This window comes from Acinetobacter corruptisaponis (assembly GCF_030053775.1).
Lineage (GTDB): Bacteria > Pseudomonadota > Gammaproteobacteria > Pseudomonadales > Moraxellaceae > Acinetobacter > Acinetobacter corruptisaponis.
In genome coordinates this window covers 496,639-516,630 of record NZ_CP125669.1, presented here as the reverse complement: position 1 = coordinate 516,630, position 19,992 = coordinate 496,639, and the positions used below count along the sequence as shown (strand labels likewise).

The window sequence follows — 19,992 nt, the reverse complement described above, 5'->3', positions numbered from 1 at the left end:
AATTAATTCATTTCACGGGTATAAATCTCATCCGCTTGTTCAAAACGGCTGGTCACTGTAGCGTTTGGCGCCTTACCGAGTAAGCTCACCACCACAATACTGATCAATGCAAAGAAAAAGCCAGGAATGATTTCATAAATCCCTGTATCAGCAAATAAGTTTTTCCATACAATCACGGTGAGAGCACCAACCACCATACCCACCAGGGCACCGTTTAGGGTCATACGTTTCCAGAACAGGGACATGATAATCAATGGACCAAATGCGGCACCAAAACCTGCCCATGCATAAGACACCAAGCCAAGCACCTTACTGTCAGGATTCTGGGCGAGGGCAAGAGCCAGCATTGCAACAGCCAATACCATCGCACGTCCAATCCAGACCAGCTCTTTTTGAGAGGCATTTTTACGGATCAAGCCCTTGTATAAATCCTCTGTCAAAGCACTTGAGCAGACCAATAGCTGACAACTCAAGGTACTCATTACTGCAGACAGAATTGCGGCAAGAATCACACCCACAACCCAGGGATTAAATAAGATCTTGGTGAGTTCCATAAACACGGTTTCTGGATTGGCACTTACCGCTGCCGCAAGTTCAGGATGCTGCTGGAAATAGGCAATACCGATAAAACCAGAACCGACAGCCCCACCCAGACACAAAATCATCCAGGCCATGCCGATACGACGGGCATTAGGAATAGATTTAACTGAATCGGCTGCCATAAAACGTACAAGGATATGTGGTTGACCAAAATAGCCTAAGCCCCAGGCTGCTGCTGAGAGTATCGCAACAAAACTTAAATTTGAAGCAAAATCATAAGCATGAGGACGTGCTGTTTCAATGAGAGCGGTAAATTCTTCTGCGCCTATACCCAAAGACATATAGGTCACAATTGGAAGCAACAACAGGGCAAAAATCATGAGACCTGCCTGAAAGGTGTCCGTCCAGCTGATTGCCAGAAAACCACCAATACACACATAGCCAATGGTTGCAAATGCACCCAGCCACAAGGCTGTACCATAAGGCAGGTGGAATAGGGTTTCAAACAGGCGCGCGCCAGCCACCATGCCAGAAGCACAATAAATTGCAAAGAAAATCAGGATGATCAATGCAGAGGTGACGCGCAGGATTTTTTTCTGGTCATCAAAACGACCCGTAAAATAATCAGGCAGGGTAAGGGCGTTGTTCTGCACTTCGGTATGTACACGTAGGCGACCTGCAACCAGATACCAGTTCAGCCATGCACCAATGATCAGGCCAATGGCAATCCATGACTCTGATAATCCTGACAGGTAAATTGCACCAGGCAAACCCATGAGTAACCAGCCACTCATGTCGGATGCACCCGCCGACAATGCGGTGACAAAACTACCTAGACTTCGTCCTCCAAGAATATAGTCATCAAGGTTTTTGGTGGAAAAATAGGCGTAGAAACCAATGCCAAGCATGGCGATGATATACACCACGAATACAACCACAGTGGGATTCGAAAAATTCATAATGGATGCCTGTCCTTACATATCCATAATTGTGCAATCCAATCTGAATAGCCAAAAAATTGATTTACTATTCTAATAAGACTGATAAGGCCAGAGATTCAAGCACGAATGTTTTTTGAAATACTGTTATTTTTATGTAATTTATTTGTATATTTTGTGTAATTTAAATTAAGTGCATGAATATTAATTTCTAAATGGAAAAATCATCACTTTTTTTCTTATAAAAACTTATTTTATCCCATCAAAAAATAAACGATATATTTGGAAAAATTACAAAGAGCAAAGTTTTCTCTTAAATTATACTTTTTATACCTCAAAATAAGCTTAAAAATATGACACATGATGTTACAAAAGCAACAGTTTAGAGAAATTCTATTATAAAAAGAGTGTAAGGCTAAGCAATTTTGCTAATGAAAATTTACTTGAAATATTTCATATTATTTCTTTGCACCAACAGAGTGCATGTTCTGAGAGAAATGAAAAGTGAACACGGTTCAAACGGCGACCATAAGAATAGAGCATGATTTGCTCGGCGCAAAAGAAGTTCCAGCAGCATGTTATTATGGAATTCATACTTTACGCGCAATTGAGAATTTTAAGATTTCTTCGCAAAAAGTTGGCCAGAATAGCCACTTCATTCGTGCATTGGCACAGGTAAAAAAGGCATCAGCTCAGGCGAATCTAAGTTTTGGTAAATTGACTGAAACACAAAGTTTAGCAATTCAGCATGCCTGTGATGCATTAATCACGGAAACCGAAAAGTGGCAAGACTCATTCCCGATTGATATTTATCAGGGTGGAGCGGGTACTTCCATTAATATGAATACCAATGAAGTGATCGCCAATATTGCCCTTGAGTCGCTGGGACATCAAAAAGGCCAGTATGATGTGATCCATCCAAATGATCATGTCAATAAATCACAATCGACCAATGATGTATATCCAACAGCAATTCGTCTATCAACCTATTGTTCATTGGATGCCTTGTTTACACAAATGGATAAGTTGATCACTTCATTTGAAAACAAGGCCATTGAGTTCCGCTATGTGTTAAAGATGGGGCGTACCCAGCTTCAGGATGCGGTTCCGATGACATTGGGACAGGAGTTCCATGCATTTGCAACCTTGCTAAAAGAAGATGTTCGGCTAATCAAGCGCACCCGTGAGTTGTTGCTTGAGGTAAACCTGGGTGCAACCGCAATTGGTACAGGGGTCAATACACCAAAAGGTTATGCGCTAAAAGTAATTTCTTGCCTGAAAGAGATTACAGGTTTAAAGCTTGTCGGTGCGGAAGATTATGTTGAGGCAACCAGTGACTGTGGTGTATTCATCATTTTATCCAGTGCACTAAAGCGTCTGGCCTGTAAACTGTCAAAAATCAGCAATGACCTGCGTTTGCTTAGTTCTGGGCCACGTACAGGTTTGGGTGAAATCCAGCTTCCTGAATTACAGGCAGGTTCTTCAATCATGCCTGCAAAAGTCAACCCAGTCATTCCAGAAGTGGTGAACCAAATTGCATTTAAGGTGATTGGCAATGATTTGACCATTACCTTTGCCGCTGAAGCAGGTCAGTTACAACTCAATGTGATGGAGCCTGTAATTGCAATTTCATTGAATGAGTCCATTGAATTACTGACACATGCCATTCAAAGTCTGGATGAAAAATGTGTACGCGGAATCAGGGCACACGAACAGGCTTGTCATGATGCTGTGATGCGTAGTGTCGGGATTATTACCTTGCTTGATCCATTATTGGGTCATGCGCTCTGTGATGAAATCGGTAAGCAATGTATTGCGGAGAACAAAACCATACAGGCCATCGTTTTGGAGCGTGGTTTATTGACTCAGCAACAACTTGATGAGATTTTCTCTTTTGAGAACCTAGTCTCTGAGGTTGATGGTATTCCAGTGGACTATGTCGCCTAGATTGCCCGATTCATATCTTTAAAAAAGCCCAGTTCAATATGACTGGGCTTTTTATCTTCAAGTTTATAGAGGATTATAAACCTGATTCGTATTCTTCATTGGAAAGCAGTTTTTCAACATCAGCGATATTGTCTGGCTTGATCTTGTAAATCCAGCCTTTGCCATACGGTTCTTCATTGACGAAATCAGGATCATCTTCAAGCGCAGTGTTTACTTCAACCACTGTACCTGAAACAGGGGCATGAATGTCAGAAGCAGTTTTGACTGATTCAACAATACCCGCCTGTTCAGTTGCAGTCACATGGCTACCTACTTCTGGTGTTTCCACATAGACTAAATCGCCCAACTCATCCTGTGCATGGTCACTAATCCCCGTAACAAGCAGGTCACCCTCAATTCTTACCCATTCATGCGTACGCGCATATTTCAAATCTGCTGGATGGTTCATGACAACTCCTTAACAATCTGTCTCATCATTTTTGTCTGGCTTTATACAGGTTTTTTGGTCAAAACAAAAGTATTTAAAATGAAGCACTTTGCAATATTACAAATAAGGGTCTTTACGCCAGTTACTTGGGCTACGACCACTCCAGCGCTTAAAGGCACGGCTAAAGTTTGCCACATCAGAATAACCCAATTCGTCTGCAATTTGTTCCAGACTATAATCTGTACGTGACAGCAGAGAAGTGGCATGACGATAACGCACTTCATCCACCAGTGTTGAAAAAGATGTACCCTCGGCTGCAAGCTGACGCTTTAAGGTGCGGTCAGACATGTGCAGACGTTCAGCAACACTTTCAATGCTTAAATAATGCTGTTCAGAATTGGTCAAAATATCACGGACACGCATGGCCAGACGGCGACGTTCACCTAAAGCAGACAGTTCAGTTTCACACTGGTTAATGGCAATCTGGCTGGCAATTGGGTCAGCATTGACCATCTTTAAGCCAAGATATTTTTTATCAAAACTTGAAATGAGATGCGGTTGGTTAAAGCGAATGGTGCTGCTTAATTTATCTCTATATTTGTCAAAACCTGCAGGTTCAGGAAAATCTAGGTCAACTTCACCTTTTAAATCCTCAATTCCAGTCAGGGCCTTTGCCATGGTCATAATACCGATGGTGAGGCCGAGAATAATTTCAGTGCGTAAAGGTTCAACTTCGATGTCACACTGCAACTGCAAGGTGGCTTTAGGTCCAAACGTAGAAAAATAGAGCTGTAAAAAAGGCAAGCGTAACTGAATAAAGCGGCTGGCGAGCGCAATCGCATCGGTAATGTCATGCGCGGTCATAATGGCATAGCCAATGAAGCCATGGATTGAAATTCGCATTTGCGTACCTAAATGAAAGCCAAGCGTGCTTTCACCCGTTAGGCGCAAAGAATGCTTCACCAGTTCATTCGCAATCGGTGTTGGAATTCGATAATTTGGATCGGCCAGTTGCTCACTGGTTAAACGAAATGGAGCAAATAAGGTTTCATCGTTATATCCCCAACGAGAAACAACATCCAATAGCAATAAGCCATAGACGCCTGGTATGCCTTGATCTTGACGAGTTGAGGTTGTTTTCATGTGCTTTCCGTGGCGCTCATCAATTTTGCCAATATCTTTTAAACATATAAGTCTTAAACATCTTTACATGAAATAAAATTATCAATCATAAAAATTGTTGGACAAAAGAGTCACCTAATCGTTCAAAAATCAGGTTGGTTTTCTGAAAACCATAATTTTGGTTGTAGATATTAATAGCACATCCCCATGTTGGTTCAAAGCCTGAGTGACATAGCTGACGATACCACGATCAATTTTGGTTTTAGATGGCACAATTGCCGTAATTTCAATTTCAACATGAATTTTATCGCCAACACGTGTTGGACGGGGCCAGCGTAAACTGGACTCTGTCCCCAACAAACCACCTGCGATAGGAAAACATTCAGTCCATAAACGCATGGTGACTGCTGAGGTATGCCATCCACTCGCCGCCAAACCCTGAAAGATAGGATGCTGTGCGGCAGCTTCCTCATCCAGATGAAAGGGTTGTGGGTCATATTGTCCAGCAAACTGTTTCACCTCATCAAGTGTCATTTCATATTCACGGCTGATGAAATGATCTCCAACCTTTAAGTCTTCTAAATACAACATTATTCTGTATCCTGAGTCACTTGCTGTTCAACCAGGAAACCACCCGTTTGACGTTTCCATAGCTGAGCATACAAGCCATCATGAGTAATGAGCTGTTCATGTGTACCTTGCTCGGCGATTCTGCCCTGATCAAGCACAATGAGACGATCCATCTGGGCAATAGTAGATAAACGGTGTGCAATTGCAATAACCGTTTTGCCAACCATCAAGTCATTTAAACTGCTTTGAATGGCTGCCTCGACTTCTGAGTCAAGTGCACTGGTGGCTTCATCCAGTATTAGAATAGGTGCATCTTTTAGGAAAACCCTTGAAATTGCAATACGTTGGCGTTGTCCACCAGAAAGTTTGACACCACGCTCACCAACATAGGCATCAAAGCCAACACGACCTTTCTGGTCAGTCAGTTGGGGGATGAATTCTTCTGCCTTGGCCTTTTTAACGGCCAGCTGAATTTCAGCCTCAGTCGCATTGGGGCGACCATACTTAATATTTTCAGCAACCGTACGATGCAGTAGAGAGGTGTCTTGAGTCACGAGGGCAATGTTGGCACGTAAACTATCCTGTGTGACTTCCTGAATATCTTGGCCATCAATCAGGATACGGCCTTGCTTGATATTATAGAAATGCAACAGCAGTTGAATCAGGGTGGATTTTCCCGCACCAGAGCGACCAACAATCCCAATTTTCTCACCTGGTTTGATGGTCAGGTTGAAATGATCAATGACATTCTTTTGGTTGTAGGCAAAACTGACATCTTCAAAACGAATTTCACCGCGCTGAACGGTTAACTGTTTTGCATGTGGTTTATCTTGAATCTGAATCGGTTTACCTAAGGTTTTCATGCCATCCTGAATGGTACCGACATTTTCAAACAGCATGGTGACATGCCACATAATGAATTCTGCAAGACTATCCAGTTTAAGCACCATTGCTGTGGTTGCCGCAATCACACCAATCGCAGCCTGACCCTGCGTCCACAGCCAGACCGATGTGCCAATTACACCAATAAACAGAAAGGCACTTAATAGGCGAATACTGATTTGGTATTTCACACCAAGACGCATTTGCTTATAAACCGTGACCATAAATTCCTGCATGGATTCTTTGGCATACTGGCTTTCACGACCCGCGTGTGCAAACAGTTTCACCGTTTGAATATTGGTATAGGCATCGGTGACACGACCTGTCATCACTGCGCGCGCATCAGCCTGTTCCTGCGAGACTTTGCCCAGACGTGGAATGAAATAACTTGCAATCGCAATAAATAGGGCCAGCCATAAAATCAAAGGAATAATAAGTACAGGGGAGATTGAACCAAGTACCAGACTAATTGTAATAAAGTAGATCAGCACATAAACCAGCATATCACCGAGGATCATCCAGAATTCACGGACGGCCAACGCGGTTTGCATCACCTTGGCTGAAAGCCGTCCAGCAAAATCAGTATGGAAGAAATCCAGACTTTGTTGCAACAGTAAGTTGTGAAAAAGCCAACGCATACGCATTGGAAAATTACTGAACAAAACCTGATGTTTGATGACAGACTGTAGGCTGACAAAGAAAATATTGGCAAACAGGATGCTAATCAGAATGGTGAGGTTTTGTTGGTTGCTCTCTAAAAAGGTGTTGGGTTGGCTTTTAGTGAGCCAGTCAACCAGCTTTCCAATATAGGAAAAGAACAATGCCTCGAAACAGGCTGCAGCTGCGGTACAGGCGATCAATAAAAATAGGAAAGGGCGAATGCCTTTGGTGGCCTGCCAAACGAAAGCAAAAAATGTGGTAGGTAATGGTTTGTTTAAGTCTTTCGTTGGATATGGATCAACTAGTTTTTCAAACCATTGCAGCATTGTTTCTTTCCTTTTTGCTTAAGGTGTTGATTATCAAAAAATAAGTGACTAATGTTTTAGAAACATATACTTAAGCTATGGTACGTTTCCTGTTTAAACATGCGTAAACCTGTTTGAAAACGCGCTAATCACTTTAAAATTACGCCAAAGTTTACGCCATAATAAAAAAAACCAAAAAGGCGTAAATCATGGGGTCAATCAGGCAAAGAAGCCTTACAGATGGTACGTTGCGGTTCAGGGCGGAGATTAGAATCAATCGTAAGGACTATCCTGAGTACAACGAAAGTAAAACCTTTAACTCCCGTAGAATAGCAGAAAACTGGCTATATAAACGTGAGAAAGAGCTTAATGATAACCCAGAATTATTATCGGGGAAAAATAATACTCAAAATCTAACACTGGGTCAGGCTATTGCAAAATACCTTGATGAGGTGGATGGGGTTTATAGCAAATCAAAAATAAATACACTTAAGTTGTTGCAGCGACTACCCATATCAAAAAGGCCATTAAAACAAATAAAGCCTGTCGATATTTCAGATCATGTGAACCTGAGAAAAGCTGGATATCCAAAGCTAAAGTTAAGCAGTGTTATTCCCAGCACCATACAAAATGAGTTAGTGCAAGTTCGGGTTGTTTTGGTACATGCATCAATTATGTGGGAAATGGATATTGATATTAACAGTTTTGACAAAACCACAGCGCAACTTAGAAAAACGCGACAGATATCAGCCAGCAATAAAAGAGATCGGCTACCAGACAGTGATGAGCTAAAAAAACTATTGCAGTTCTTTGCACGCAAATGGAATGAGCAGAAGCATAGTAGATACCCAATGCATTACATCATTCTTCTGGCTATTTTTTCATGCCGACGGGAATCTGAGCTGACACGTATGCACCTCAGTAATTTTGATGGTTATAACCAAACATGGTTGGTGAAGAATTTAAAAAATCCTAAAGGCTCACTTGGGAATAACAGGGAATTTACAGTTCTGGAGCCTTGCCAAAAGGTGATTGATTTATTTATGGAACCAGAATTAAGAAAAAGAATGTATAAAACTAGGCTGGATAAAGACCTTTTATTGCCATTAAACCCGAAAACAATCGCTTCTGAATTTACCCGTGCCTGTATGATTTTGGGGATTGAGGATCTTCGCTTTCATGATTTTAGGCATGAGGGGTGTACACGCTTGGCTGAGCAGGGCTTTACGATTCCACAGATTCAACAGGTCAGCCTGCATGAGTCATGGAACACCTTACAAAGATATGTCTCTGTTAAAAAGAGAAGATATGTTCCTACTCTGGAAGATTTACTAAGCTTCATTGATGAAGCTTAGTATGGTCGCTGGCTGATTTTTCATACTCATCTTCTATCGCTTTTGCCAGGTCGTTGATATGGACCAGATAGGGCGCACGTTTACTCTTATCTAGCTTGAATACTGAAAAAGGGAAAGCCTGATCACCCGCTTTTCTCAATGCTTCCGCCTTGCTTAAGTGGGGGTAATAGTCTTTCACAATCTCCATAAGATTGGGTGTCATTGATCTGTACTTGACGAATAGTATCTCAGCAATACTTAGTTGAACTGCTGTCATCTTTTTCTCCAGATCCCAATAGCCATAAGGTTTTCAATGTCACTTAGACCTACATTCTGAAAATGTAGGTCATGTGGTTTCCCCAAACCGTTAAGGTTCGAGTGATAGAGGACTGGGCATAGCTCATAGCATTTTCTGGGCATAGGTTGAGCCAATGATATCGGGTAAGGTTTCATGTGCCTCATGGAATGCCAGTGCCTTGTTTTCCGCTGCCATATCGGTTTTGTCAGAGTCACGATACTTTTGTAGTTCTTCACGGCAGCGACGATCCAGAAATGCGCCCAGTAAGTGGAATATGCTTTTAAATGTATTGCACTCTTGCAGGTAACGCATTCTTTCACGATGTGCCAGGACAATGGAGCAACGGGCATGATCCCGTAATTCATCAATACTCATGGTGTTGATGTCGTACGATACCAGTTGATCTGCCTTTGCCATGTCTGCCCGAATACTTGGATCATTCGGGTTGTACTGGAACGTGATTCTACGCTCAGGTGCCACAGGTTTTGGCTTAACAAATTCAACGATGTTGTTCATATTGCCCCCTATGGTGTCTGCTTCTGAGCGTTGGCTTTTAAGGCTTCCCATTCTTTTCCATAACGTTCAGCTTCATCTGACTGTATAGCATGACGTTCATCAATCAAATATTCATACATTCCAAAGAACGTTTTTAATTCTTCAAAATATAGGTCATGAATCTTATGCTCCTTTTGCAAATTACTTTGTAGGTTATCGAGTTTACATCTCAGATCAGCTAAAGCGTAAGATGCCCAATTTAGGTCAGAAGCTGCTAATGCATACGCATCATGTAAATGACCAGCATCATATTCTTTTGGAAATGCACTACGTGGTTGGGCAGGAGTTAAGTTTTCTAAGTTAATTTTTGCGTTCATGGTAGTATCCTATAATTTTTTAAGATTTAAAGGGTTATTGTCCCGATTTCTTCATTCAAAAGTTCAGTTATCGTAAATAGTCCGTGCAGAAGTGTGCATGTATATGTCTTTGCTAAATCCAAATTACTTGCCTCAACAAGTGCAGTTAATATTCCAAGGGCTTTCTGATAAGTTCTCTGTAAGTGAGGGGATGAGGAAAGTCCCATTGCACTCTCAATATCTTCTACAGCGTATTCAGCAAGACAGGTATTAAGAGTAAATAAAACTTTAGTTCCCATCTCTGACAGATTGCGCTGTTCATAACTAACAACAGTGCGTAGTAACATTCCCCCTAGGGCTTCCAAACGGCATTGGGCATCCCATAAGTAATCATCTGCTGTTTTGTCTTTTTGCTTTGGAGTTAAGGCATCAAAATCTACTTTTGCATTCATATCTATATTCCTTATTTTTGTTTTGAGTTAAGTATTTGGAGTATTGAGTGGAGAAAGTTCATCAAGACGCTCTTTAAGATGTTCAGCATCTTCAAACAATTTTCCACATACAAGACTGCCAATAAGAGCTAAATCACCAACTACAAAGTCCTTGAAAGGTTCTTCATTCTCGTCTGCTTTAGATGCTTCAGAGATTGTTCTAAATAATGTCCCTAATTGACCAATCGTCCACATGGTACGTTCAGCACTTGAGGTAAGATATTTTCTATTCTGCTCAAATTGCTTAAGCTGTTCAGGCGTAATGGTCAGTAATTGTACTTGTGCGTTCATAATGAAATTCCTTTAAAAATCTGTTTAGAATGAGTTGCTTCTATGCAATCAAGGGCAAATTTAGTGAAATATCTTGTTGAAACTTTGGATGTTTCTCTTGTTTGATGTTCTGGTTTATTGAATCGATTGTTACACCAGTAGATTTCCATTCGGTTGTTTTTGGTGGCAGCATCCAGAAAGCTACGGCCATGATGACCACCCAAAGGATGAAAGACAAAATTAAGAATTTGGAAAATTCGATAGCATTGACCTTGGCCATAGTCATGAGGCTAGGGCGTTGTTGGTCAATAGTAGGGTGCTGGTGTAAACGTTGGGACGTTTGACTAGGAATAGGCTTTTGTTTCATACTTATCTCGCTTTAATGCAAAGCCCCGTCGCCGTCCAAAGTTTCGGGGCTTTTTGTTGTCTGTGGGATATGTATTAGGTATTCCTAATTTTATTATCAATAGGTTTGCCTAATATTTTAATAAAAGAAGTTTTAATTCATTTACACTTAAAAAATATCTAAAAAGTTATTTACATTTAAAAAAAATACCTAAAAGGTTACTTACATTTAAAAAAAATCACCTAAAAGGTTACTTATATTAAGTAAAATAAGTATTATTCAACACTGTCATAGTCATATAGTGGAGAAAGATTATGTCTTCTGAATCTAAAATAGAATGGACAGAGCGTACTTGGAATCCAGTCAAGGGGTGTACAAAGATTTCACCAGGCTGTAAACATTGCTATGCTGAGACTATGTCAGTAAGGTTAAAAGCTATGGGGACACCAGGATATGAAGATGGGTTTAAATTAAGAACTTTAGCACATCGCTTAGGAGAGCCTTTAAAAAGAAAAACACCAACAGTTTATTTTGTAAATTCTATGTCTGACTTGTTTCATGAGAATGTACCTAAAGATTTTATACATCAAGTTTTTGATACAATTGAACAAGCATCTTGGCATACATTTCAAATTTTAACGAAACGAGCAGATAGGATGGAATCTTTTTTTATTGAAAGAAAACCACCTATAAATGTCTGGTTGGGAGTTTCTGTAGAGGATCAAGAATATGGTGTTCCACGAATAGATAATCTTAGAAGAATAAAGGATGTAACGATTAGATTTTTATCTGTTGAACCTTTATTAGAAGATATAGGTAAGGTTAATTTAACTGATATTGATTGGGTCATTGTTGGTGGGGAATCTGGTAAAAAAGCGCGTCCAATGAAATTAGAATGGGTTGAATCTATTCGTCAACAATGTGAAAGAGAACAAGTAGCATTTTTCTTTAAACAGTGGGGAGGATGGGGTGTTGATGGAGTTAAACGTGCAAAAAAAGTCAATGGTCGGGAGTTACATGGACGAACATGGGATGAAATGCCAGAAATTCTTTAAAATAATCTGAATTGTCTCGATGGAACAATTATATCTGTTTTATGGTAGATCTTAGATGGTTTCCTAGGTTTCCCATCAGCATTTAAAATTTCTACTGATTTTTCTTCATGAAGTTGTTTAAGAGAGCTCTGTAATATTTCCTCGGAAGCAGGTGTATTTGTTACAAACGAATGGAATAGGTGCCCTACAGCTACTTTATCATCTTGATTAAATAATATTTTTCCAAAATCCATATGCAAAGCATCTATACATTTTTGTTTAGATAATTCATCAAAGTCAAATAGGGATCCTGAATTCCCTATAAGTTCTAAATCTCTATTTGCTTCATAACCAAATTCAAATATACCAGGTTCTAATGTATGACCAAAATATGTTGCATTATTCCAATGTAATGATTTCATAACCTCATGTGCTTTATAGGCATTACATAGATGAACAAGCCAATAACCCCACTCTTTTGAAGCTTGAGGTTTAATAAAGAAAAGTGTCATAAATTTTGCATTTGATAATTCCTGTAATGCTTTGGCAACTTGTCTTTGAATATATACTCTATATGAATGCCCATCTTTTGGTAATTGTGCTACAACATTCCAATCAATGTAATTGTCAATTTCTAAATTAATTAATGCTTTTCTAAAATGGTTATCCTTAGAAAAATATGGGAACATGGAGTCAATATTAAATGTTAAGATAATTTCAGAATTTTTCAATTCTTTTAAGATGCGATTAATTTCATTAATTTTTACATCAGAATATCCATACTGATCTAAGAAAAAAATAGACCTTTCACCGCCTTTATTTTCTTTGATTTTATTAATAATACTTGGTAGTACATTTGAAAAACTATTGTTATAGAAATTTATTTTTTATAATCTTCTATATAATGAAAATTATCTTTATATTTTAAAGTTGTAATGTTTTTTAGATTGTTAATAGCATTTATATTTTTGTCGGAAAAAAAGTAATGAGCATTAATTTCTCGTATTTTTTCTCTATTAATATTAATTTTTATTCTTGCTTCATTGATAGTCTCTATAAGGTGAATTGGAGAACCATCAACAATTTTGTCATTAGCATCTAAATAAGTGCCACCACCACAGAATCCATCAACTAGATTAATAGTAAGTTTTGGTATATTTGCATTTGATAATAATATAGGTATATAAGCATCAATATATTCTTTAAGTATTTTATGTTTGATTAAGCTGTGGGGGTCAATTTTAGGGGTGTTATTATTTTCCCAATCATATTTATCAGATTTTTTCACCATTTACAACAAACCCTCATACATAAAATCTATTATCTTAATTACCATCATGCTTTATAGGATTAATTATAATATCTATTATAGCTTGAATAGCATTAATTATTTCTTTAGAAAGTTGACCTTTTGATTCTAGAAATAACAATGAATCTACTAACTGGCGAATTTCCTTATTTTTTATCTCAACAGTATTAAGTTGTTGATCTAACAAAATCAGATCAGCACTTTCTTTATTTGATTGAGGTTTTCCTGCACCAGTAGCAAGCCAAACAGGATTGACCCCTAGAAACTTCGCTGCCTTTAATAAGTTCTCACCCTCCATAGATCTAGACTTTCCTGAAAGCCAATCACTAACAGATGGGGGCTTTACACCAACAACACGAGCAAGTTCTACCCCTTTAATTTTTTTAGGGGGTAAAACTTCCATTGCATATTTAAGACGTTCAGCTAATGTTTTCATGATCTTACCCAATCAATTAGGAAATCCTAACATAAATAAAATAAGGTATTCCTATTGATTAAAATTAAGGAATACCTAATAATTGAGTTCGTAAATTAGGAGGCCAACATGAATGATGACCAATTTATTGAACTTCTTGGCGGTGTAACTGCTGTTGCAAGGCTTTTGGGGATTACTGCTGCATCTGTAAGTGGATGGAAAGCAATTCCTATGGATAGAAAAATTCGCTTAGCCGTGATTGCTGAAGATAAAGGGCTCTGTACACGTAAGGACCTATTTCCAAATACATATCAGGATATTTGGATTGAATTGCGTTCTAACCATAAATCTAATCTTACCCATGTAGCCATCTAATAAACACGTTCAAAAGGACAGCCAATGAACATATTAGATGCGGTTTATCACACGGTTCACGACTTTAAAGGCGGGGCAAATGCGCTTGCATTACGCATGGGTATCAGAAGCCCTGCGGTACTCAACAGCAAGGTCAACCCAAACACGGAAACACATCACCTGACTTTGCTTGAAGCCACAAAACTAATGGGCATAACGGGGGATTTCCGAATACTCCAGGCGATCTGTGCAGCACATGGCAAGGCAGCAATCGACTTACCCGATATACCAGAAAGCCATAGAGATAGTTGCCTGATGGATACCTTTTTAAATCTGGGTATCAAGAAAGGTGACGTAACGGAACTATTTAGGGAAATGCTGGCAGATGGGCGAATTACCAGAGGTGAGGCAATTGATATGGCAAAGGTCATACACGACATGCACGTACTACTTGCCACGCTGGAACAACAAATCAACACCTGTATTGAGGGCAAATAAAAACCGCCTCCAGTTTTAGCAGCGGGAAGCGGTTTATGGCCTTTTATTCATACTTGCTAAGCGAGAATAAATATGAACGAGCACAATCTAACAAAATTCCCTCCACGGGGCAAATACTTAAATGACCCGCAAGGTCGTTCACAAGAGCAAATAGACCACGACAACTATGCCGATGCACTGGAACACTACCGAGATACCCGTAATGCATTAGAGCAGGCTCTGGGCGTAGACCGTGACTTTGAGAAAACCAGTTGGCTAGCAGCCGAGGCAGTCGAGGATTCACGTCGTAACGGAGATAAATATGCCCTGATCAATCGTTTTGAAACGGCAGTGATCGACAGGTTAAAGGCAAAGGAGAAACTCTGATGGCTAGATCAAGAAAGGCAAACAGCCTAAAGCTTCGGATATCAAGGAATCAGGGCAAATTGAGCAGGATGCTGACCAGATCATTTTAGTAAATCCATTGGTTGATAAAGACAACCTAACGCCTTTAGGGATGACCCAGTTATGTGTTGTCAAAAACCGCCATGGCAAGAAAGGAAATGTCTGTGTTCGAGATTATTTAGATACATGCCGATTTAAGTGTGTTGAGGAGCAAACAGATCAATAACAACAAACCTCATAAATTTTAATTTGAATTGTTTTAGGTGATGAGATGAATACAGCAGTACACATTATGCAGACGGTGGATTGGCGCAAATATGACTTACCTGATTGGCTACGTCAGTGTGGTGCCTGGCAACGTTCTTGTAGTGGTGGGAAACAGGCTGCCAACCCAATTGCTATGGCGATGCAAAAGGCAAAAGTCAGGTTGAAGAAGAAAGATCGGGCCAAACTGATTGCCTACTATCTTTGTGACACTCAGGAGCTACAACAAACTGTACGCCACAAAGTGTCGTGTCAGATCACAGATGATGAGGCGAGAGCTGTACAACGCTTAGTGCTTGATATTATCAATGGCACTGATAGTGAAGCGACTCTGGAAACGGAGGCTTTTGACTACTGGATGAATCAAATTATCAAGGCTAAGGTTACATCGAAAGGCGCGATTACTGAAGAGCAGTTTAAGACTGAGCAAGAAAAGGAAATCGAGGAAGAATTTAGTCAGGGTTGGGGTAAAAAGCAGTATGTACGTGATACCAAGACCGTTACAGTTGCTGTCATGGCACGAGGCAGAGAAGTTAAAGGCTTATTTTGAGCGTATGCATCGGGAAATAAGAAATCCTGCTGGTATGCCAAATGATTTGTTCAAGAAGTTAATAAAAGACCTGAGAGGTTACGAACATAACCTAGATGAGTTAAAACGGTTTTGCACACGTGGTAATCGGTTATTTACACAAGAAAATCTGATGAAGTTCTCGTTGCTATTTAACAAATCGGATGATTTGAGCAAGGTGAGGGTGTTTGCTGAGCGATATGCTTAGTGTTGACAATTGACAACAAGAGATTATAATTTGAACCATAGTAAAAGGATTATGAATGAATAGGCATCCTAATAAACATATTCGAGAGGCGATTGAATATGCAATTGAAAACGGTTGGGATGTTGTTGAAACAGGAAAATCAGGTCACGCATTTTGCCGTTTGAAATGTGTACTTGGTCATTCTGAGCATCAAATGAGTGTCTGGAGTACACCAAGAGACCCAGAAACCCATGCAAAGCAAATCCTTCGTAAAGTTAAGCAATGTAATGGAGATGAACTATGAATACTTATCACTTTACTATTGTGGTACGTGATGCTCGTTCTGACCTAGCCAATCTTGAAGATAAATTTTTTGAAGCAGGTTGTGATGATGCATTAATCTGTAGTTATAACGACACTGTGTATCTAGAGTTTGATCGAGAAGCTGAAAATGCAACACAAGCGATTAGATCAGCTTTGGATAACATTCGCTTATTAGGATTTTCAGATTTGATTGTAGAGGAACAAGGTTTCTCCGTACTTTCTGAAATGGCTGATCGAGCAGGGATGAGCCGTCAGGCACTTTCATTATATGCACAGAATAAACGTGGTGATGGTAATTTCCCTCGCCCTATGTATGGTTTATCTTCGAAATCTGCAATGTATTCTTGGCCAGAAGTAGCAACCTGGTTATTTAAACAGGGAAAATTAGAGAAAACCCATTATGAAGTTGCAAAGGCAGTGATTTAGGGTCTTGACCTTGATCAAGGCAAGTGCTATTTTTGCTTTATAGTGGTCGAAGTGTAAGTAAACCACAGATATTAAAGCTCATCGAAAGGTGGGCTTTTTTGTTGCTCGCACTATTTGATTTTAAATGTTACTTACGTGTAGTGTGGGTATATTCTATATTCGTAAGGTTTTAGTATGAAAAGAGCAGAGTTATTTCAAGCGAGTAAAGATAAATATGATAATTTTGAGTTCAAAAAATTAATACAAGGAATGTCTGCACCAGAAAAGATATATTGTTCTAGTGAAACTTTATATCGTCACACCATTGACAACTATGCAGATACCACATTCCATATTTATTATACCAAACGATTGAATGGACCAGATTTGCAGAGATTAAAGAATGATTGGATGCAGTTTTGTCCACGTTAAATTAATTACGGTATGTAATAGAACCCCACTTAATATTAAGTATAGTGGGGTTTTCATATTTTAATCGTGAACAAATCCAATTGGTTTACGTGGTTCTTCTGTAGTTTTTTTCACCGCATTAAGCAATAAGTTAAGTTGTGTTGCGTGCTGGATTAGTTGAAGTTTATTATCTTGATCATCTCTACCATGAAAAATAATGAGATTTGGTTCTGAAAATTGAATTTTCTCTACGATGATTAGGATCTGATTACCAAAGGATGCTAACCAAGCACCCACCTCATAGTCATCTGATAATGATTCTTCAAATTCTTTTACCTGATCTTCAAAAGTTTTTCTAATCGCTGCAACTGGATTCTCGTGATAAAAACGCTGTAATTCTTGCTTGGCGTTATGCTGTTGCACAGCATTTAGAGCTTTCTGCAATCCGTTATCTGGGATTCGACGTAAGTTATGCGTCATTTATTATCTCATTTAATATTAAATAATTGATTTTATGAATTAAATAATAATATGGCAAGTCGATTTACACGGAAGCCGATAAATATTTTCAAATCCCCCAAAACGTCAGCACAAAATAAAGCCTAGAAATACGTCGTTGCCTAAGGCTAAACAAAAGAATGTGGAAGCTGAGGAAACACTAAAAGAATATGATATGGAGTGGTAGATTTTTTGCTAAAGTTATATAAAATTTGTGCATTTCAATGATTTGTAATGAGCGCATGCATTTGATGGTTAGAATATTATTATTTTTAATTAGTTTAGGGGTTATTAGCTCTGTATACAGTGCCGATGATTTTTTCGAAAAAAAACCATCTATCTTAATTGCTAAAGAAGAAGAGATTCATAATAAGAGTAACAGCAGTGAGAATGTGGATTTTTTTGAGTTATCAAAGCAACAAAAAATAAAATGGGCAAATCAAAAGTATAACCAAGCTACACGAAGTTCTGAAGATCTATTTCAAACATCGGGTATGAGCGCTTATGACAAAGCTCAATATTCTGGCCAAAATAGGTCTTTAGATAATAAGAGTTATTCAAAGCTCATTGAGTCTACACCTAATAAACGAGTAATTTCAGAAGAAGAATATCAACAGCATATGGAGCAAAATAGAAAAAGGGAAATAGATGATAGAGATTTACTATACTTATTGGACAAGTAATTTCGAAGAAAAATATCAACAGCAAATGAAACAACAATCAAATAGTCTAGTGAAATTGATTGTTAAAGAATATGCCCACTTCAGTGGGTTTTTTAATGGGTGAAATTTATGAACGAAGTCGGTTTTGTAATTCAGCAGCGTCCATATCCACCAGAATGGATTTTTGCACTCGACACGCCAAATTTTGCACCCGCACCTGAACTGTGGCGATGGATTAAAACAATATTTCTAAATCCAGAGCACAAACTATTTAATCCAGATCATGCGCATTTACTGGCACCGATGAATGAAAGGAGCCGTGACCTATTTGACACGATTGCCAACACTGTTATTCCACTTGACCCAACAATTAGGCCCAGCGCAATTAAAACATTCCTTGATTATGTGATGGGCAATGATGCAGCACTTACAGCATATCTGGGCAATCAACCAATCAGTTTGGCTGAGGAAGTGTTACGCCGTTGGATCAAGGCAGACATGGCGCAGATTCAGGCGGTGGCATCCAATACGGCCAAGGTTGTTTCAGGTGCATCATCTTTAAATTACGTGGCTTCATTGCAGGTTGGCCAGACAATCACTTTGGATTCCCCATTGATGTTGGCTGCATCCAATACCGATGTGGTCATTAAGATGGAGAATGCCAAAGGGTTAGGTATTGATCTGGAAAAGCTTAACGCTGGACAGGGGGTGTTGTTTGAAATTGGCATTTCATTTGAGGTTGTCTCAATCACAACTGAAAAAGGGCAATTGGTTTATACATTAAAAGCATTGGTGAATTAACTGCGTAAATATAAAAGCACCCTAGGGTGCTTTTGTTTATTCAGCTAACACTTCTTCAATAGCTAATCTAATATGCTCATCCTGATGGCGAATATGGCTTTGGAAAATCATTGCCTCAAGTGTATTGCTTTCTGAATTGATATTTCCTAAAAGGCTTAAAAGTTTATCAATAGCATAATAGGAAGTTTTGAACTCATACTCCAAATTAGTATGATCAATTATTTGGCTTGATATAACTTTTTCCTCTAGAGTCTGAAGTTGTTCTTTGTAGGTTTGAAGAAGTCCCTTTGCGAAATTAGTATCTATGCCACTTTCTTTATGAATTGCAGTACCTGACTTTTCCAAAACGTAAAAAGATTCTTTACCAATTGTTTTTACTACTATTTCTGCTGTTGAGATCATTATTAATCCTTATCATTTAATGGGTGATTTATGAAATTAGACAATATCGTTTTAATTGAAAACCGACTCAAGATAAATTCGACTCAAATCTATCTTGAAAATATTGATATAGATTGTGAGGAATTTTACGTGCCTGTGGGTGATTATACTCAAACAATCGGATTTTTAAAGTTCAAGCAAATAGCTAAAAAAGGTTGTTTTGAATTAAGCTCATTAGAGAGTCCAGATTGTCATAACCCGTATGAATGATAAACCAAAACGCTATCGTGTCCTGGGATATATTTTAGCTGGATATGATGGTGACACTATTACGAGACAATGGGTAAGTAAGGGTAAAACCATTTTCCAATGCGACACTTTAGATGAAGCATTAAATCAAGTTAAGGTCATTTCAGAAAAACATCCTGAATGTACCCGATTTGAAATTGAACGTGGTGAATGGCTTTAAGGAAACAACAATGTTTAATTCAGGCAATAAAAAAGCCCTCAAGAAAC

Annotated in this window: 29 protein-coding genes and 2 pseudogenes; 15 read left to right on the top strand and 16 right to left on the bottom strand. The window is 38.9% G+C overall.

All coding sequences use genetic code 11. The features are described from left to right. Window positions 1-2 precede the first annotated feature (2 nt). Complete coding sequence (gene putP, locus QLH32_RS02520; protein ID WP_283267937.1) at window positions 3-1,499, bottom strand: sodium/proline symporter PutP; 1,497 nt, start codon at window positions 1,497-1,499, stop codon at window positions 3-5. A gap of 483 nt (window positions 1,500-1,982) precedes the next feature. Here putP and aspA point away from each other — a divergent pair, with 483 nt between their 5' ends. Continuing rightward, window positions 1,983-3,425 carry an aspartate ammonia-lyase gene (aspA, locus tag QLH32_RS02515; protein ID WP_283267936.1) on the top strand — a complete coding sequence of 481 codons (1,443 nt, stop codon included), beginning with the start codon at window positions 1,983-1,985 and terminating at the stop codon, window positions 3,423-3,425. Between the two features lie 73 nt (window positions 3,426-3,498). Here aspA and gcvH read toward each other — a convergent pair whose 3' ends face one another. The 4 genes from gcvH to QLH32_RS02495 form a co-directional block, all read right to left on the bottom strand. Further along, window positions 3,499-3,873: a glycine cleavage system protein GcvH gene (gene gcvH, locus QLH32_RS02510; RefSeq protein WP_283267934.1), complete on the bottom strand. Its 375-nt coding sequence runs from the start codon at window positions 3,871-3,873 to the stop codon at window positions 3,499-3,501. Window positions 3,874-3,969: 96 nt separating this feature from the next. Further along, window positions 3,970-4,995: an AraC family transcriptional regulator gene (locus tag QLH32_RS02505; RefSeq protein ID WP_283267932.1), complete on the bottom strand. Its 1,026-nt coding sequence runs from the start codon at window positions 4,993-4,995 to the stop codon at window positions 3,970-3,972. Between the two features lie 129 nt (window positions 4,996-5,124). Next, a complete protein-coding gene (locus QLH32_RS02500; RefSeq protein WP_283267930.1) occupies window positions 5,125-5,565 on the bottom strand; it encodes a MaoC family dehydratase in 441 nt (146 codons plus the stop codon). Further along, entirely contained in the window at window positions 5,565-7,412 is a 1,848-nt protein-coding gene (locus tag QLH32_RS02495) for an ABC transporter ATP-binding protein (RefSeq protein ID WP_283267929.1), read from the bottom strand. The genes QLH32_RS02500 and QLH32_RS02495 overlap by 1 nt, the downstream gene beginning before the upstream one ends. 188 nt (window positions 7,413-7,600) lie before the next feature. Between QLH32_RS02495 and QLH32_RS02490 the strand changes: the two genes are divergently transcribed. Further along, complete coding sequence (locus QLH32_RS02490) at window positions 7,601-8,746, top strand: site-specific integrase (RefSeq protein ID WP_283267927.1); 1,146 nt, start codon at window positions 7,601-7,603, stop codon at window positions 8,744-8,746. On the opposite strand, the gene QLH32_RS02485 is transcribed toward QLH32_RS02490, so the two are convergent. The 6 genes from QLH32_RS02485 to QLH32_RS19800 form a co-directional block, all read right to left on the bottom strand. Next, window positions 8,730-9,002: a pyocin activator PrtN family protein gene (locus QLH32_RS02485; RefSeq protein WP_283267926.1), complete on the bottom strand. Its 273-nt coding sequence runs from the start codon at window positions 9,000-9,002 to the stop codon at window positions 8,730-8,732. The two genes, QLH32_RS02490 and QLH32_RS02485, sit on opposite strands and share 17 nt — an antisense overlap. Window positions 9,003-9,125: 123 nt before the next feature. Then, complete coding sequence (locus QLH32_RS02480; protein ID WP_283267925.1) at window positions 9,126-9,539, bottom strand: hypothetical protein; 414 nt, start codon at window positions 9,537-9,539, stop codon at window positions 9,126-9,128. Between the two features lie 8 nt (window positions 9,540-9,547). Beyond that, on the bottom strand, window positions 9,548-9,895 hold the full coding sequence (locus tag QLH32_RS02475; RefSeq protein ID WP_283267924.1) for a hypothetical protein: 348 nt from the start codon (window positions 9,893-9,895) through the stop codon (window positions 9,548-9,550). 26 nt (window positions 9,896-9,921) lie between these two features. Then, on the bottom strand, window positions 9,922-10,326 hold the full coding sequence (locus QLH32_RS02470; protein ID WP_283267922.1) for a hypothetical protein: 405 nt from the start codon (window positions 10,324-10,326) through the stop codon (window positions 9,922-9,924). A gap of 27 nt (window positions 10,327-10,353) precedes the next feature. Continuing rightward, window positions 10,354-10,656 carry a hypothetical protein gene (locus QLH32_RS02465; RefSeq protein ID WP_283267921.1) on the bottom strand — a complete coding sequence of 101 codons (303 nt, stop codon included), beginning with the start codon at window positions 10,654-10,656 and terminating at the stop codon, window positions 10,354-10,356. A gap of 40 nt (window positions 10,657-10,696) precedes the next feature. Beyond that, window positions 10,697-11,002, bottom strand: coding sequence for a hypothetical protein (locus QLH32_RS19800; RefSeq protein WP_349307080.1), 306 nt, complete (start codon window positions 11,000-11,002; stop codon window positions 10,697-10,699). 293 nt (window positions 11,003-11,295) lie between these two features. Between QLH32_RS19800 and QLH32_RS02455 the strand changes: the two genes are divergently transcribed. Further along, window positions 11,296-12,036, top strand: a complete 741-nt coding sequence (locus tag QLH32_RS02455; RefSeq protein WP_283267920.1) for a DUF5131 family protein — start codon at window positions 11,296-11,298, stop codon at window positions 12,034-12,036. On the opposite strand, the gene tcmP (QLH32_RS02450) is transcribed toward QLH32_RS02455, so the two are convergent. The 3 genes and pseudogenes from tcmP (QLH32_RS02450) to QLH32_RS02440 form a co-directional block, all read right to left on the bottom strand. Beyond that, window positions 12,033-12,845 (bottom strand): three-Cys-motif partner protein TcmP, encoded by an 813-nt coding sequence (gene tcmP, locus QLH32_RS02450; protein WP_283269277.1) that lies wholly within the window; start codon window positions 12,843-12,845, stop codon window positions 12,033-12,035. The two genes, QLH32_RS02455 and tcmP (QLH32_RS02450), sit on opposite strands and share 4 nt — an antisense overlap. Before the next feature lie 50 nt (window positions 12,846-12,895). After that, complete coding sequence (gene tcmP, locus QLH32_RS02445) at window positions 12,896-13,306, bottom strand: three-Cys-motif partner protein TcmP (protein WP_283267919.1); 411 nt, start codon at window positions 13,304-13,306, stop codon at window positions 12,896-12,898. A gap of 220 nt (window positions 13,307-13,526) precedes the next feature. After that, window positions 13,527-13,760, bottom strand: a pseudogene (locus tag QLH32_RS02440) (helix-turn-helix domain-containing protein); the annotation flags it as partial. A 108-nt stretch (window positions 13,761-13,868) separates the two neighbouring features. Here QLH32_RS02440 and QLH32_RS02435 point away from each other — a divergent pair. From QLH32_RS02435 to QLH32_RS02400, 8 genes and pseudogenes are all read left to right on the top strand, one after another. Continuing rightward, on the top strand, window positions 13,869-14,114 hold the full coding sequence (locus tag QLH32_RS02435) for a Cro/CI family transcriptional regulator (protein WP_283267917.1): 246 nt from the start codon (window positions 13,869-13,871) through the stop codon (window positions 14,112-14,114). 24 nt (window positions 14,115-14,138) lie between these two features. Beyond that, window positions 14,139-14,591 carry a phage regulatory CII family protein gene (locus tag QLH32_RS02430; RefSeq protein WP_283267916.1) on the top strand — a complete coding sequence of 151 codons (453 nt, stop codon included), beginning with the start codon at window positions 14,139-14,141 and terminating at the stop codon, window positions 14,589-14,591. Window positions 14,592-14,663: 72 nt separating this feature from the next. Beyond that, the gene (locus QLH32_RS02425) at window positions 14,664-14,957 is read left to right on the top strand and encodes a hypothetical protein (RefSeq protein ID WP_283267915.1); all 294 of its coding nucleotides are present in this window, start codon (window positions 14,664-14,666) and stop codon (window positions 14,955-14,957) included. 10 nt (window positions 14,958-14,967) lie between these two features. After that, window positions 14,968-15,201 (top strand): annotated as a pseudogene (locus QLH32_RS02420) (DnaB-like helicase C-terminal domain-containing protein); the annotation flags it as partial. Between the two features lie 45 nt (window positions 15,202-15,246). Beyond that, window positions 15,247-15,789, top strand: coding sequence for a hypothetical protein (locus tag QLH32_RS02415; RefSeq protein WP_283267914.1), 543 nt, complete (start codon window positions 15,247-15,249; stop codon window positions 15,787-15,789). A 281-nt stretch (window positions 15,790-16,070) separates the two neighbouring features. Next, window positions 16,071-16,298 (top strand): hypothetical protein, encoded by a 228-nt coding sequence (locus tag QLH32_RS02410; RefSeq protein ID WP_267979567.1) that lies wholly within the window; start codon window positions 16,071-16,073, stop codon window positions 16,296-16,298. Next, a complete protein-coding gene (locus QLH32_RS02405) occupies window positions 16,295-16,744 on the top strand; it encodes an XRE family transcriptional regulator (RefSeq protein WP_267979566.1) in 450 nt (149 codons plus the stop codon). Before QLH32_RS02410 ends, QLH32_RS02405 begins: the two co-directional genes overlap by 4 nt. 174 nt (window positions 16,745-16,918) lie before the next feature. Next, window positions 16,919-17,155, top strand: a complete 237-nt coding sequence (locus QLH32_RS02400; RefSeq protein ID WP_283267913.1) for a hypothetical protein — start codon at window positions 16,919-16,921, stop codon at window positions 17,153-17,155. 60 nt (window positions 17,156-17,215) lie between these two features. Here QLH32_RS02400 and QLH32_RS02395 read toward each other — a convergent pair whose 3' ends face one another. Further along, window positions 17,216-17,614, bottom strand: coding sequence for a DUF6173 family protein (locus QLH32_RS02395; protein WP_283267911.1), 399 nt, complete (start codon window positions 17,612-17,614; stop codon window positions 17,216-17,218). Between the two features lie 269 nt (window positions 17,615-17,883). Here QLH32_RS02395 and QLH32_RS02390 point away from each other — a divergent pair, with 269 nt between their 5' ends. Together QLH32_RS02390 and QLH32_RS02385 are read left to right on the top strand one after the other, a co-directional pair. Beyond that, a complete protein-coding gene (locus tag QLH32_RS02390; protein WP_283269276.1) occupies window positions 17,884-18,315 on the top strand; it encodes a hypothetical protein in 432 nt (143 codons plus the stop codon). Window positions 18,316-18,423: 108 nt separating this feature from the next. Continuing rightward, window positions 18,424-19,095, top strand: coding sequence for a hypothetical protein (locus QLH32_RS02385; protein ID WP_283267910.1), 672 nt, complete (start codon window positions 18,424-18,426; stop codon window positions 19,093-19,095). Between the two features lie 36 nt (window positions 19,096-19,131). Here QLH32_RS02385 and QLH32_RS02380 read toward each other — a convergent pair whose 3' ends face one another. Further along, entirely contained in the window at window positions 19,132-19,497 is a 366-nt protein-coding gene (locus QLH32_RS02380; RefSeq protein WP_283267909.1) for a hypothetical protein, read from the bottom strand. Window positions 19,498-19,527: 30 nt separating this feature from the next. Between QLH32_RS02380 and QLH32_RS02375 the strand changes: the two genes are divergently transcribed. Together QLH32_RS02375 and QLH32_RS02370 are read left to right on the top strand one after the other, a co-directional pair. Further along, a complete protein-coding gene (locus tag QLH32_RS02375) occupies window positions 19,528-19,746 on the top strand; it encodes a hypothetical protein (protein WP_283267908.1) in 219 nt (72 codons plus the stop codon). After that, window positions 19,739-19,945, top strand: coding sequence for a hypothetical protein (locus tag QLH32_RS02370; RefSeq protein WP_283267907.1), 207 nt, complete (start codon window positions 19,739-19,741; stop codon window positions 19,943-19,945). The genes QLH32_RS02375 and QLH32_RS02370 overlap by 8 nt, the downstream gene beginning before the upstream one ends. Window positions 19,946-19,992 lie beyond the last annotated feature (47 nt).

Excerpts from the sequence above, each read along its gene's own strand:
- QLH32_RS02380 (WP_283267909.1), bottom strand. The coding sequence starts at position 19,497 with ATGATCTCAACAGCAGAAATAGTAGTAAAAACAATTGGTAAAGAATCT.
- QLH32_RS19800 (WP_349307080.1), bottom strand. The coding sequence starts at position 11,002 with ATGAAACAAAAGCCTATTCCTAGTCAAACGTCCCAACGTTTACACCAG.
- tcmP (WP_283267919.1), bottom strand. The coding sequence starts at position 13,306 with ATGGTGAAAAAATCTGATAAATATGATTGGGAAAATAATAACACCCCT.
- QLH32_RS02410 (WP_267979567.1), top strand. The coding sequence starts at position 16,071 with ATGAATAGGCATCCTAATAAACATATTCGAGAGGCGATTGAATATGCA.
- gcvH (WP_283267934.1), bottom strand. The coding sequence starts at position 3,873 with ATGAACCATCCAGCAGATTTGAAATATGCGCGTACGCATGAATGGGTA.
- QLH32_RS02405 (WP_267979566.1), top strand. The coding sequence starts at position 16,295 with ATGAATACTTATCACTTTACTATTGTGGTACGTGATGCTCGTTCTGAC.
- QLH32_RS02465 (WP_283267921.1), bottom strand. The coding sequence starts at position 10,656 with ATGAACGCACAAGTACAATTACTGACCATTACGCCTGAACAGCTTAAG.
- QLH32_RS02425 (WP_283267915.1), top strand. The coding sequence starts at position 14,664 with ATGAACGAGCACAATCTAACAAAATTCCCTCCACGGGGCAAATACTTA.
- QLH32_RS02470 (WP_283267922.1), bottom strand. The coding sequence starts at position 10,326 with ATGAATGCAAAAGTAGATTTTGATGCCTTAACTCCAAAGCAAAAAGAC.
- QLH32_RS02475 (WP_283267924.1), bottom strand. The coding sequence starts at position 9,895 with ATGAACGCAAAAATTAACTTAGAAAACTTAACTCCTGCCCAACCACGT.
- QLH32_RS02385 (WP_283267910.1), top strand. The coding sequence starts at position 18,424 with ATGAACGAAGTCGGTTTTGTAATTCAGCAGCGTCCATATCCACCAGAA.
- QLH32_RS02500 (WP_283267930.1), bottom strand. The coding sequence starts at position 5,565 with ATGTTGTATTTAGAAGACTTAAAGGTTGGAGATCATTTCATCAGCCGT.
- QLH32_RS02370 (WP_283267907.1), top strand. The coding sequence starts at position 19,739 with ATGAATGATAAACCAAAACGCTATCGTGTCCTGGGATATATTTTAGCT.
- QLH32_RS02480 (WP_283267925.1), bottom strand. The coding sequence starts at position 9,539 with ATGAACAACATCGTTGAATTTGTTAAGCCAAAACCTGTGGCACCTGAG.
- QLH32_RS02430 (WP_283267916.1), top strand. The coding sequence starts at position 14,139 with ATGAACATATTAGATGCGGTTTATCACACGGTTCACGACTTTAAAGGC.
- QLH32_RS02495 (WP_283267929.1), bottom strand. The coding sequence starts at position 7,412 with ATGCTGCAATGGTTTGAAAAACTAGTTGATCCATATCCAACGAAAGAC.
- QLH32_RS02490 (WP_283267927.1), top strand. The coding sequence starts at position 7,601 with ATGGGGTCAATCAGGCAAAGAAGCCTTACAGATGGTACGTTGCGGTTC.
- putP (WP_283267937.1), bottom strand. The coding sequence starts at position 1,499 with ATGAATTTTTCGAATCCCACTGTGGTTGTATTCGTGGTGTATATCATC.
- QLH32_RS02395 (WP_283267911.1), bottom strand. The coding sequence starts at position 17,614 with ATGACGCATAACTTACGTCGAATCCCAGATAACGGATTGCAGAAAGCT.
- QLH32_RS02505 (WP_283267932.1), bottom strand. The coding sequence starts at position 4,995 with ATGAAAACAACCTCAACTCGTCAAGATCAAGGCATACCAGGCGTCTAT.
- QLH32_RS02485 (WP_283267926.1), bottom strand. The coding sequence starts at position 9,002 with ATGACAGCAGTTCAACTAAGTATTGCTGAGATACTATTCGTCAAGTAC.
- QLH32_RS02435 (WP_283267917.1), top strand. The coding sequence starts at position 13,869 with ATGAATGATGACCAATTTATTGAACTTCTTGGCGGTGTAACTGCTGTT.
- QLH32_RS02390 (WP_283269276.1), top strand. The coding sequence starts at position 17,884 with ATGGTTAGAATATTATTATTTTTAATTAGTTTAGGGGTTATTAGCTCT.
- QLH32_RS02455 (WP_283267920.1), top strand. The coding sequence starts at position 11,296 with ATGTCTTCTGAATCTAAAATAGAATGGACAGAGCGTACTTGGAATCCA.
- QLH32_RS02400 (WP_283267913.1), top strand. The coding sequence starts at position 16,919 with ATGAAAAGAGCAGAGTTATTTCAAGCGAGTAAAGATAAATATGATAAT.
- QLH32_RS02415 (WP_283267914.1), top strand. The coding sequence starts at position 15,247 with ATGAATACAGCAGTACACATTATGCAGACGGTGGATTGGCGCAAATAT.
- QLH32_RS02375 (WP_283267908.1), top strand. The coding sequence starts at position 19,528 with ATGAAATTAGACAATATCGTTTTAATTGAAAACCGACTCAAGATAAAT.